Genomic DNA, 11,638 nt, shown 5'->3' with positions numbered 1-11,638 from the left:
GAGAACCGCGCCGACCACGAGGACGACGGCGGTACCGGCGCCCACCGCGGCGATGACGCCGGCCGGGGTGAGCTGGACCGTGTTGCGGCGGGCGGGCGGGGTGGAGTCGTGCGGGCACGCGCACGCCGAGGGGCCAGGGACCTCCGGCACGGAGGCGTGGCGGGCCCGGACGGGCAGCGCGTCAGTGGGCACGGCCGGGGGCGGGTATTTGGGGCGCAGCAGCATGCGAGGGGTCTCCCTACTTCTTGTCGTCGGGGTTGTCGTCGATCACGGTTACGCCGTCTCGCGTGCCGTCCTGGATGGCGGGAGCGAGGAAGCTGTGGGCGAGCTGGAAGCCGACCAGGAGCAGCACGACGACCAGCCACATCGGGGGGCGGATCAGCTTGATGCCGAAGTAGCCGATCAGTGCGAGCAGCAGGATCAGCGGCAGTTCGATGGTCATGACGCGGGCGCTCCTTCCGGGGCTTTGAGCTGGTCGGTGATCTGTGCGGCCATCTCCGGCGGGACGCCGAGGCGGACGCGAAGCGTGTCGGTGTCGATCTCGGTGCCGGTCTGCGTGCGATGGGTGTCGGCGACCCGGCGGGCATGGGCCAGCAGGGCGGCCGGGACCGGCAGCGCGGGCGCCGGCGGGGGCAGCTGCGCGGCAGGCGGCGCGGCCGGGGCGTCTCGGGTGACGGCCACCTCCGGCGGTTCCACCGCGGCGGACGCAGCATCCGGCGCAGGGCGCTCGGGTGACCGGGGGTGCGGGGTGTGGGCCAGCAGGGTGCCGCCCAGGAAGGCCAACGCGGGCCAGCCGGCGACCAGGATGCGCAGCCACGCGGGCACGTGCTCCAGGTCAAGGAGCCCAGCGGTGGCGACGTTGGCGCCCAGGGAGGCGGTCAGGGCGACGAGGAACCAGGTCCATGCCGCCTTGGTGGGTGCCTGGCAGTCGCGCAGGACGCGTAGCTGTCGCCAAGACGCGACGAGCAGCAGGTCCACGCTGATCGGGTAGGCCCATGCCTTCCAGCCGTCCTGTCCGGCGGCTTCCGCGATGTCGTGCAGGTGGGCGAACGACAGGGCCCCGGCGATGACGGCCTGGATCAGCAGGGCGTCTGCGCGCAGTACGGTCCGCATCGCTTCTCTCCTTTCGAAGGGTTGGGGCCGGGACCGGGCGGGGCGTGTGCCTGCCGCGCGGCCCCGGCAACGGGGGTCAGCCGGCGCCCGGCTCGTCCGGGCCGTCACCGATGACCGGAGGCGCGTCGAACGGCAGGGAAGCGGCCAGCGCGTACGCGGCGGTGTCGGTGAACTCCGCATCCGCCCCGGGCAGCACCGCGTACAGGGCCAGGTCGTTCATCAGGCGGATCGTGCGCTCGAAGTCCTCGCACCGCGCGCACACGGCGATCACGCGGCCTTGGTGAGCGAGACGGCCCGGGCGTCGGCCCAGGCGTCCACAGCGGTGGCGTACTCCGCCACTGCGGCGAGCAGGGCCGCGACGAACGCGCGGTGTTCGGCGACCGGGGTGCTGGAGAACACCGCGACGGACAGGGAGCCGCCAGGATTGTCCAGAGCCAGGATCGGCGGGTCGTCGGTGCCGTAGGTGTGCGCGCGGACGTAGGTCTGCCCGTCCGGGTGGAACGAGGCGTACATGGTCATGGCGGTCACTCATTTCGTGTTCGGGCATGGCGCGGGTAGGGACCTGGCGCGATCCGGTCGCGCCGACCGATGGGGCAGGGGTCGCTCAGGCGATGTGCTCGCGGCCGAGCAGGACGTCCGTGGGCTCCACGAGCCGGGGCCGGGGCAGCAGCAGCGGCCGGTACAGGGCCAGTTCGGGCAGGTCGGGGGTCAGGTCCGCGTAGAGGTTGCAGACGTTGACCGCCCGGCGCAGCGAGGTGTACGGGGCGCGGATCACGCGCCAGCGCCCGGACGTGTCGCCAGCCACCGCGGTGCCCCGCCGGTTCGGGCGGATGCGCAGCACAGCCGACAAGGCGTCGTCCGCGATGTCACCGAAGGTCATTCGGGCCGACGATTCCTCGTTCACCCGGTGCGAGATCCGGTTGGTCAGCTGAGCTCGCAGCAGGGTCACGCCGTCCCCGAGGTCAGCACCGAGGCGCTGGCCGCAGATCTCCACGTAGATCCCGGCGGCCCGTCCCAGCTGGACGAGGCGGACCAGGGCGGTGATGATGCGCTCGCGGCGTGCCTTGTCCGCCTTGGTGGCCAGCAGCAGCTCCGCCACCTCGTCGATGAACAGCACGATCGGGACGGGGCGGAGGTAGTCCGGGAGCCCCCAGATGTCCGAGGTGATCGCCTCATCGGGGGTGTCCGCGCTGATGCGCTGTTCCCGGCGGATCACCTCGTAGACCGAGGCCATCCGCTCCACCAGCGCCTCGAGCAGGCCGGCGGCCGTGTCGGCATCCTCCGCCATGGCGGAGAAGCGGCGTGCCAGCGGAGCGAGTTCCACGCGCTTGCAGTCGATGCCGACCAGCGCGACCTCCTGACGCGCCAGCTCTGCGATCATCCGGCGTTGCAGGGTGGACTTGCCCGAATCGCTGGCGCCGACGATCAGGCCGTGCGGCGCGGCCCGGAAGTCGCGGTAGTACACGCTTCCGTCCTCGCGCAGCGCGACCGGTATCCGCAGCAGCGCTCGTTCCACATCGCGCGGCATCTGCACTCTGCGCAGCACGTCGTACCCGGTGCACCGCAGTTGCACCACACCAGGGCGAACCTCCCGCGCGGAGACGCCGTGCATCTCGAAGGCGTGCCGCAGACGACCGGCGGCTTCCTGGAAGTCCGTCACGCTCTGCCCGGGGCGCAGCTTGAGCCACAGCCGCAGGCCCGTACGGGTCGGACGCAGCCACACCAGCCGGGGCGGACGCGCCGGCGGCAAACCGCTACGCGAGGCGTAGGCGACCGCGACGCGCCATTCCGCAGGCTGGATGACCAGGTTGCAGCCCTCCATGGTCTCCCGGAACCGGCGCAGGACCCTCACCACGGCGATCACCGCGCCGAAGGCCAGCCAGTACCACGCGGGGCGCCACCAGCGCAGGCCCAGCGCGACGCCGATGCCTGCCAGCGCAGTGATCGTTAACGAGGTGAGGGTCATGGCTACGCCGCCTTCACCTTCGCGTCGGCGGAGACCTTCGAGGTCACGGCCACCGCGCGGAAGGCGATGCCCCAGCGCTTCTGCCCGTTGAACTCGTTCTCCCACGGGCGCGCCACAAGGGCGGTGATTGCCACGGGGGTGCCCATCTGCAGCTCGCCGGTGAACCCGGACTCCGGGACGGTGATGGTCAGCACGTCGGACACGCCGTTCGCGACGAAGGCGACGTCGATCGTGCTCAGCACCTCCCCCGTCTCCGCGTCCACACCGCGCTCGCCGGTCTTGCGGTTGATGACCTTGGGCTGCGGCGGCTGGACCACCATCGCCAAGGCGTTCTGCGTGTCTACGGGGATCTGACGCACGGGCCACACTCCTATAGATCAGAGAGACTCAGTCACTCATGTATATGAGTACCGTGCCATCAGAGTGCCCAACTCCTATACATGAGTCAACCCCGTCGGCGAAGAAATGCCGTACGGGGTTGGGGAGTTGACGCGCGGATCAGTCGGTCGCGGGGATGCGGTAGTCCAGAATGAACTGGTCAGCGGCCATAACGGTGTCGCAGACCTCGACCACGCGACCAGCGTCGGTCAGCGCGTTGCGTGTCAGATGGATGACGGGAGAACCGGGGCTCAGGCCGAGCGCGTTGACCTCCGACTTGGTCGCCAGGCGAGCCCGCACCGTCTCGATGAACTCCGCGAACGTGTGCCCGTGATCCTCCAGCCGAGCGTAGATCCCGCCACCGCCGGGGTTCTCGGCGAACAGCTCGGGGATGTCCTTGGCCACGTCCCAGGGCAGGTACGAAGTGGCTTCCTCGGTGGGCGTACCGTCGCTGAAGTACAGCCGTCGCCGTGCAAGCACCTTGGCACCCGGTTCCACCCCGAGTCGTTCCGCGATGGCGGCCGGCGCCTCCGTCGAGCCGATGTAGAGCACCCGTACGGTGGGCAGCAGTCCGGCTTGCTCGGACTCGGCGATGTACGCGGCCTTCCCGGCACGGCGGTGCGAACGCCGGAAGCGGTCCGAGGACTTCCGGGTCACGGGTGGCCGGGTCTTCACGAAGGACCCCTTGCCGTGGCGCGTCTCGATCAGGTCAGCCATGCGCAGTTCGAGCATCGCCTTACGCACCGGGCCGGCGGAAACCCTGTAGAGGTCCATCAGGTCTGTCTCGCTGCCCACGCTCTCACCAGGAGACAGCACGCCGTTGCGGATCTTCTCCGCAATATCGTCCGCGATCTCCAGGTACTTGGGCTTCCCGGATCGCGCTCCTACAGCACTCGCCATACTCCTCCGCCGCCTCCTATGCTCCTGTACATGAGTAACAGCGCCGATGCCAACCGGTCAACGCTCCCCCAGCACTCCGTCTCCGTCGCCGGAGCAGTCGTGAGGGAAGACGGAAGGCTCCTGGCGATCAAGCGCGCGGACAACGGCACCTGGGAGCCGCCGGGCGGAGTGCTGGAGTTGGACGAGACACCGGAACACGGGGTCCAGCGCGAGGTGTGGGAAGAGACCGGCGTCAAGGTCGAGGTGGAGGAGCTGACGGGGGTCTACAAGAACATGACCCGCGGCATCATCGCCCTGGTGTTCCGATGCCGCCCCGTTTCCGGGGAAGCGCACAGCACGGAGGAAGCCATATCGGTGAACTGGCTCACGCCGGAAGAAGTGCCAGAGACCATGAGTGAGGTCTATGCGGTCCGACTCCTTGACGCGCTCACCGACCATGGCCCGCACGTCCGCAGCCATGACGGCCAGAACCTGATCTGACGGATCTCCCGACCGCTGGTGCGCTGCCCCAGAGCGCATCACGGAGCAGTCAGACAGCGCCCCCGACAAGATCGCGGTGAAACCTCCCCTACATCATCAAGCCGCCGCGCACGGCGCGGCGCGCGCCGCCCAGGCGGCCCGAACCGCGCTCAGCTTCGCCGCGCGGCCGGCCGCCCAGCAGCGCGCCACATAGCGCGGCGGTGATCGATAAGGGGGATAACACTGTGGTCGGGGCGGCCAGCGCTCCGAGACTTTAGGCAGCCACCATGGGGCGGGACCCTAAGATCATGAGGGCCGACCGGTCATTTGCGGGCAGTCAAGGTGCTGCCCGGTCGCTGGCCAGCTTAGGCCCTCATGATCTCCCGCCCCATGGCAGCTCCAGCCCAAAGTCTCTCCACGCCGGCCGCGCGTTTAGCTCTCGGATTCCGAAGGCGATTCAATCGCATTTGAGCGATCTCTCGGGGCGTGCGGGGTCGACGGATAGTTCAATAACGCCCGCCTGGCTCGGCGATATGGATGCTCCGTGACCGCAAAAGACGTAAGCCGGAATCGGTGAGGGGACACCAGACCGCCCCTGTGGACGTAACCGCGAAAGTCGACAACTTTTCCATCTGCATGACGTGTCGGATTCGGGAGACGTTCCAGCAATCCGAATCTGGCGAGCATGATATGCGCCTCGTAAACGTCCCGAGTAATCGAATACAGCCACGCCTTGTCTCGTTCAGTGAGGTAAACACCCCGCAGTGCGTGAGCACCCGGGAACCGGGCCGCCAGATGGCAGAGTATCAGATACATCCTGATCTCTGAATCGGAGAGTAGGAATATCCATCCGTGGGTGAAGAGCTCCACTGACACGTGGGCCATGGTCCTGTAGTCCTCATCCCAGCTTGGAACGGTATAGTCAGCCGGGATATGACCCTTTAGGAATTCGGGAAGCGCAAGCGCGTTGCGCTCTGGCAGCAACATCAATGGATACGGATTGCCGCGGGGCCCCACGTTTCGCCGCACAAGCCCTTCGTCCGCCAGTCGCTTAATCGCCGATCTTATCTGGCGGACCCTGTTATCGGTTTCGGTTACTGCAATTTCTGCTTCCAGATTCATCCTGGCCTGCGAAACGACCAACTCTGCCCACGAAAAGTCCGATCCCGCCAACGGGAGGGAACATGGCCCCGCAGCGCCCATGCGAACTCGACATTGAGCTTCAAACAACGCTAAGAGATAGATCTGTAGATTGACCCCTCGGGGCGCAGAGATCCGGTCGATAGGCGGACGCAGGTGCGGCCCACCGGTAAAGAAGGCGGTTCGTACGCCGATCGTCGGCGGCCGGGCACCGCGAGCGTGCAGCCGCCTGAGTGTTTCCGTGGAGCGTTCGATCCGTCCTGCCACTGCATCCAGGTGCAGCAGCCGGCGCGCTCGTCGATCTGCGCTTCTCGACACTGACCCCTCACTCTTACCCTTTGGCCCTTACAGCCCATGCCGCTTGAGCTGCAATTATGTTCGTACGCTCCTAAAAACTACATGCGGGCCAAAGGGTCACGCTTAGATCGTCATCCATGTTGCGACCCTTTAGCCCGCGAGGTGCACCCGCGCTGAGCTGCGACTCTCTTCGTACGCTCCTACAAGCTACATGCGGGCCAATGGGCATGGCGGGGAAACGCCCGCAGAGGGCCTCGATGCCGCAAAGTTGCAGTCAGTCGCAACGCCAACGGCCTCCCGGGGCATCGGGAGGCCGTGATCAACACCCGCGTCCATGTCTATGGCATTACGAAACAGGTGTCTTCATGAATGTACGCCTTGGGGCGAAGGTAGCCCAGAGGCTGCGCAACTGCATGTGGCCTCTGGCGGCCGGCCTCGCCATCAGCGGGGGCTGGGCCGTATGGATGGCGCCGGGGTTGGCTACCCCGATCAGCACGGCAGCGGCCATCCTCGGCGTTTCTGTTGGATATGTCAGGAGGTCAACGCAGCCTATCGGCCAGAGGGCCGACAGTTCCTCGTCTTCGACTACCGGAGGGAGTGACGGCGTGAGTGCCCGATCCGTACCCGATCAAGCGGTCAACCACGGACAACCGCAGGAGAGTTGACCGACCATCAACGGGTTCGGTCAATCTGCCTACTCAGAGCCGACCCCTGACTCTATGCGCGAGTTCGGTTCTCGTCACCAGCTTTAAGAAGTAGCCTCAGGCCAACGGCCTGGGGCTCTTTTGTTGCCCAACTCGCATCCAGAACGTCTTCTCCGGACGACGTTTGGAACATGATTCTCCCGCGTACATCACGTTGCCTTAGCTCACCGTAGAATCTCGATACCGACAGCCGATCTTCACAAAGTCGTTCAGCCCGCTTCCGGGGCGGAAGAAGACATGGCGTTGCGCAGCCAGCACCTGTACGACATTTATCTCATACACGGATTGCAGAGGGATTGATGCCGACGCATTATCCGCCCCCAGGGCCACCAGGCACTTAGGGCCGAGTGGCAGAACGACCGTACTTGCATCACCCAACGCCACACCATATGTCCACGTGTCAGATTCCCGGCGCAGCGTCATGGCCGGGGTGTCACCTATCAAGAATTCTCCTTGCTGGGGCCTAACGATCTCCAGCCCCCAATCGCCTATGGCCTCTCGAATCTTATTAAACATATCCTCGATACTGATTCGAAACATCTTTCCACTTACGTATTCGCGTGCGGGCACCGAGCCTTCCATTACCCGATCAACGTAAGCCGCTAGCGCACCAGGCGTTGTTAGGTGCAGACCCGTTTCGCGCAATGCCTCAGCGCGAACTCGCTCGGAGTGATCGCGCAGCAAGCCAACGCGCAACCTATCGTAAGCCCGCTTATAGGACTGCTGGTGCACCTCTAGGTACCAGTGTGACCGAACCATGTGCACCGCAATCAAGTCACGAAGCACTTCGACCAGCCTAGGATCGTCGAAGTATGCGCCCGCATTCAAGGCGGAGAAGACCTCGGGTACTCGTTGCTCAATCTGTCTCCACAGATCCTCCGCCGAGTCGGGATCAAAGGATATGAAATCCCGCACCCACCCGCATTGACGAGGAGTCTTGAGCTTGTGGTGACGCTCAGGATATTTGAGATCAAATGCAACCAACTGGTTTCCACTGCTCCGCGGTCCTGGCGCGGTGAATTGCTTGAGTAGCACTTTCGAGACCACGTGCTGCCGTGATACCTGCTGCACGTTGGCAGTCTGAAGATCGGCAGCCGACGTTGACTGCCCTCCGAGCGGATCACCCATGCGTGCAATTTTGCCAAGCACTCGCGGGTCAGCCCACCGAGTTTCAGCGCAGAACCGTCCTGGACCGATCAGCGATCACTGTGCCAGACCGGGTCTCCACGCGCTGCGATGGTTGAATCTATGTCGTGACATCATGATGCGCGGCGTGCGTGCCCGATCCGGGCCTGTGGCTCGACAAACCACAGCAACGGCAGGCAACCAGACGGTTGCTGGAGTCGCATGGTTGCTCGTCTGCCAGTTCAGGACCGTGGTTGTCCGTACCTGAGCTGCGGATCAGGGGCCTGATGCGTGCCAGACACGTGCCAGACCGGGCGGGGAGCGACGGGGAACTGCAGGTGATCAAGGTCACCCACTCGTGCGAGCCCAGGTCACAGAACCGCCTGATCAGGGCCCACCTACCACACACGTCTTCCAAACTGGCTACGCGGGTTCGATTCCCGTCGCCCGCTCTCTTTGGCAAAGCCCCAGCTCAGCGCCGTAAAGCGCAGGGCTGGGGCTTTGTTAGTCTCACCCTTCGGTCATTCGACCGCGTTTCGATTTGCACGAAAGGCACCACCCGCGTGAGCACCCCGTCCGTCCACGGCCGGTCCGAGAAGAAGAAGCTGTCCAACGGTAAGAAGATCGGGCTCGGCGCCGCCGCCGGGGCCGTGGTCCTGGCGGCGGTGGTCGCCGGATCCGGCGGGGGTGAGAGCGACACCGGGGAGCCCGTGGCGAGCAGCCGGTCGAACGCGGCCCCCGAGATCGAGGAGCGGGCCGGCATCACCGCCGCGCGCGCCGAGAAGGCCGGGACCATGACCGCGGCCAAGTACGCCGACGTCGCGGACGGCATGACGAAGGCGGAGGTCTTCGCGGTCGTGGGCGGCGAGGACGGCTGCAGCCAGAGCTCCGGCACGGACGCCGGCGGCGCCGCGGGCGAGTCCTGGACCTGCTACGCCGACGACGGGGTCGCCAACGCCGGCTTCACGTTCGCCGGCGGGAAGCTCGTCTCCAAGACCCAGGTGGGACTGGAGTAGGGCCGCGGACACGGCCGCCTTATCCGTCCCCGTCGAACGGCCACAGGTCGAAGCCGCCGGTGGGGCTGGGGTCGGCGGAAGCCGTCGGGCCGGCGTTCTTCGAGATCGTGGGGGTGGGGCTCGGGGAGACCGGCGCGGACCGGGACGCCGTGGCGGCCGCCGTACGCGACGGCGCCGGGGCCGCGCTGCTCGCGGCCGGGGAGGGCGAGTGGCTCTCCCGGGCGGCGGGGCGGGCGGAGTGCGTGGCGGCCGTCGTGGCCTGCGAGGGCATCGCCGGCGACGGCACCGCCGGATCGTCCGGTATCGCCACCGGCGCCGCCTCGTCCCCGATGATCCGTACGAAACCCAGGGCCGCCGGGATCGCCGCCCCCAGGACGACACCGGCGAGCGCGGTACGGATCAGTCCCCGCCTGCGGGCCCGCCGCGCCCGGGGCTCGGGGGCCTTGACCGGGCGCTGCGGGATCACCGGTTCGCGCAGCTCCACGGCCACGGGCGCGGCCGGCGGCGCCGCGGGCAGCTGCTCGAACCGCTCCACGTCGGCCGCCCGGGGGCAGCCGCACCGTGGGCCGCCTTCCGGGGCGTGCGGCGTGCCGCAGACGGGGCAGAGGTACGTCGTCATCGTCGGGCCTTCTTGCGTCCGGATCGCTGGTCCGGGGCCCGCTACCCGTCGGTAGCCCGGCTACTCCCCCGAACCCGCCGACTGTGACCCACATCACACCAGTCGCCGAGTTTGCGCGTGAAGCGGTGCATGTGCGGATCGAGGGTCTCCGGGGGCTCCCGCAGCACCTGGCCGGGGGTCAGCCAGCGGATCGCGCTGAACTCCTCCTCCGTGTACGCGGTGACGTCGGCGGCGGACGCGGTCAGCACGTACCAGAGCGAGACGTCGGTGTGCGGGCCGTGCCCGCGGGTGCGGGTGACGGTGAGGAAGAACGGGCGCTCCCCGGTGAGCGGGTGGGCGACGGCCGGGATGCCCAGCTCCTCGCGGCACTCGCGGACCACGGTCGTCCAGGGGTCCTCGCCGGGCTCCACGTGGCCGCCCGGCGGCAGCCACAGGCCGGCCTTGCGGTGGGCGGCCAGGAGGAGTTCGCCGCGGTCGTCGTCCACGACGACGAAGTAGCTCACCAGATGCCGCTCCGGGACGTCGGGCGGATCGGTGCGGTACAGCGGGGCGCCCGACGCGATCCAGTCGGCGGCGGACCGCCGGTGGGTACGTTCCAGTTCGTCGCAGGGGCTGACGCCTGCGACCAGTTCCGCGACGCGGGCTCGGGATGTGGGCATCCGGTCATCCTGGCAGGCGGCCCGGCGGCCCGGCACCGCCCGCCAGGTCATCGCGGCAGGCGGCCCGGCACCGCCTGCCAGGTCACCCCGGGAGGCGGCCCCGCTTCCCCAGCACCGCCCGCCCCGGCAGGGTCACCGCCGCCGCGCCCAGCCCCAGCACGGCCGCCGCTAGTCCGGCGTACACCAGCGGGGGGACGTACGGGGCGGAGCCCGTCAGGCCGCGGGTCATCGGGAACAGGGTGGCCGCCGCGATCGCCGTGCCCAGCAGCAGGCCCGCGGCCGAGACCAGCAGGCTCTCCCAGCGCAGCATCCGCATCACCTGCAGCCGCGTCGTGCCGACCAGCCGCAGCGTGCCCAGTTCGCGGCGGCGGGCCAGGACCGTCATCACGAGGGTGTTGGCCGCGGCGACGGCCGCGAAGCCGCCGAGGACGGCCGCCATCGTGTAGTTCGCCCAGGAGTTGAGCGCCCGTTCCGTGTCCTGCCCCGCCGCGTAGCCCCGCGCGTCGGTCACCGTGCCGAGGGCGGCGAGGTCCGCCGCCGAGCCGCCGCGTACGAGCAGCGCGCTGTCGTACGCCGACGTCACGTGCGCCGTCAGGTCCGCGCGCGGCAGGGTGACCCGGGCGAGGCCCAGGCCCCGGCCGTACGTCGCCACGACCTCGGGGCGCGCGGTCGTGCCGTCCGGCAGGCGCAGCGCCACCCGGTCACCCGTCGAAACCCCGGCCGAGCTTGCCAGGTTGACGTCGAGGGCGACCGTGCCGGTCCGCAGGGCGGCGAGTGAGCCCGTACGGACGTCGAGGTCCAGGACGCCGGAGACGCGGGGCGTGGAGAGGCCCTGGGCCGAGGAGTTCTGCAGCCAGCGGTCGCCGCCCGCGCCGCCGACCGGAACCAGTACCGAGGTGCGCAGGACGCCGACCGCCGAGGTGACGCCGTCCGCGCCGGCGGCGGACCGCGCCGCGGCCGCGGGCAGCCCCGCGGGTGAGGTGACGACGTGCTCGGCCGTCACCCCGGCGCGCAGCTGGCGGTCCGCGGCGCGGTTCTCACTCGTGTGCATGAAGATCAGCGTCGAGGTGAACGCCATCGCGAGCACGATCGGCGTCAGCGCGGAGGCCAGCCGGCGCGCGTTGGTGCGGGAGTTGGCGGCGGCCAGCGCCGACGGGGCGCTCCCCCCGCGCAGCAGCACCCCGAACAGCGCCGCGCACAGCCGCGCCAGCAGCGGCCCGAGCAGCGCCACGGCGAGCATGAACAGCATCACGACGCCCAGC

14 protein-coding genes are annotated in these 11,638 nt (G+C 68.3%); 2 read left to right on the top strand and 12 right to left on the bottom strand.

The window, feature by feature from the left end; all coding sequences use genetic code 11:
- The 8 genes from AB0M28_RS38125 to AB0M28_RS38090 form a co-directional block, all read right to left on the bottom strand.
- On the bottom strand, nucleotides 1-225 hold a 225-nt coding region (locus AB0M28_RS38125; protein WP_365415022.1), incomplete at its 3' end, for a hypothetical protein.
- Nucleotides 226-238: 13 nt separating this feature from the next.
- On the bottom strand, nucleotides 239-442 hold the full coding sequence (locus tag AB0M28_RS38120) for a hypothetical protein (protein ID WP_365415020.1): 204 nt from the start codon (nucleotides 440-442) through the stop codon (nucleotides 239-241).
- Entirely contained in the window at nucleotides 439-1,113 is a 675-nt protein-coding gene (locus tag AB0M28_RS38115) for a DUF2637 domain-containing protein (protein WP_365415018.1), read from the bottom strand. The genes AB0M28_RS38120 and AB0M28_RS38115 overlap by 4 nt, the downstream gene beginning before the upstream one ends.
- Before the next feature lie 76 nt (nucleotides 1,114-1,189).
- The gene (locus tag AB0M28_RS38110) at nucleotides 1,190-1,384 is read right to left on the bottom strand and encodes a hypothetical protein (RefSeq protein WP_365415016.1); all 195 of its coding nucleotides are present in this window, start codon (nucleotides 1,382-1,384) and stop codon (nucleotides 1,190-1,192) included.
- Nucleotides 1,381-1,632 (bottom strand): hypothetical protein, encoded by a 252-nt coding sequence (locus tag AB0M28_RS38105; protein ID WP_365415015.1) that lies wholly within the window; start codon nucleotides 1,630-1,632, stop codon nucleotides 1,381-1,383. The genes AB0M28_RS38110 and AB0M28_RS38105 overlap by 4 nt, the downstream gene beginning before the upstream one ends.
- An 85-nt stretch (nucleotides 1,633-1,717) precedes the next feature.
- Nucleotides 1,718-3,079, bottom strand: coding sequence for an FtsK/SpoIIIE domain-containing protein (locus AB0M28_RS38100; protein ID WP_365415013.1), 1,362 nt, complete (start codon nucleotides 3,077-3,079; stop codon nucleotides 1,718-1,720).
- Between the two features lie 2 nt (nucleotides 3,080-3,081).
- On the bottom strand, nucleotides 3,082-3,438 hold the full coding sequence (locus AB0M28_RS38095; RefSeq protein WP_365415011.1) for a hypothetical protein: 357 nt from the start codon (nucleotides 3,436-3,438) through the stop codon (nucleotides 3,082-3,084).
- A 139-nt stretch (nucleotides 3,439-3,577) separates the two neighbouring features.
- Nucleotides 3,578-4,357, bottom strand: coding sequence for a GntR family transcriptional regulator (locus AB0M28_RS38090; RefSeq protein ID WP_365415009.1), 780 nt, complete (start codon nucleotides 4,355-4,357; stop codon nucleotides 3,578-3,580).
- Between the two features lie 18 nt (nucleotides 4,358-4,375).
- Here AB0M28_RS38090 and AB0M28_RS38085 point away from each other — a divergent pair, with 18 nt between their 5' ends.
- Nucleotides 4,376-4,837: an NUDIX domain-containing protein gene (locus AB0M28_RS38085; protein ID WP_365415007.1), complete on the top strand. Its 462-nt coding sequence runs from the start codon at nucleotides 4,376-4,378 to the stop codon at nucleotides 4,835-4,837.
- 2,279 nt (nucleotides 4,838-7,116) lie between these two features.
- On the opposite strand, the gene AB0M28_RS38080 is transcribed toward AB0M28_RS38085, so the two are convergent.
- Complete coding sequence (locus AB0M28_RS38080; protein ID WP_365415005.1) at nucleotides 7,117-8,085, bottom strand: DUF4238 domain-containing protein; 969 nt, start codon at nucleotides 8,083-8,085, stop codon at nucleotides 7,117-7,119.
- 560 nt (nucleotides 8,086-8,645) lie between these two features.
- Here AB0M28_RS38080 and AB0M28_RS38075 point away from each other — a divergent pair.
- Nucleotides 8,646-9,098 carry a hypothetical protein gene (locus tag AB0M28_RS38075; protein WP_365415003.1) on the top strand — a complete coding sequence of 151 codons (453 nt, stop codon included), beginning with the start codon at nucleotides 8,646-8,648 and terminating at the stop codon, nucleotides 9,096-9,098.
- Between the two features lie 19 nt (nucleotides 9,099-9,117).
- Here AB0M28_RS38075 and AB0M28_RS38070 read toward each other — a convergent pair whose 3' ends face one another.
- The 3 genes from AB0M28_RS38070 to AB0M28_RS38060 all read right to left on the bottom strand — a co-directional run.
- A complete protein-coding gene (locus AB0M28_RS38070) occupies nucleotides 9,118-9,717 on the bottom strand; it encodes a hypothetical protein (RefSeq protein WP_365415001.1) in 600 nt (199 codons plus the stop codon).
- Between the two features lie 41 nt (nucleotides 9,718-9,758).
- Entirely contained in the window at nucleotides 9,759-10,376 is a 618-nt protein-coding gene (locus AB0M28_RS38065; RefSeq protein WP_365414999.1) for an NUDIX domain-containing protein, read from the bottom strand.
- 82 nt (nucleotides 10,377-10,458) lie between these two features.
- A partial coding sequence (locus tag AB0M28_RS38060) for an FtsX-like permease family protein (protein WP_365414997.1) occupies nucleotides 10,459-11,638 on the bottom strand: 1,180 nt, incomplete at its 5' end.

The organism is Streptomyces sp. NPDC051940 (genome assembly GCF_040680895.1).
GTDB lineage: Bacteria > Actinomycetota > Actinomycetes > Streptomycetales > Streptomycetaceae > Streptomyces.
The sequence above is the reverse complement of the archived record's forward strand: the minus strand, read 5'-3'. Positions and strand labels throughout refer to the sequence as shown.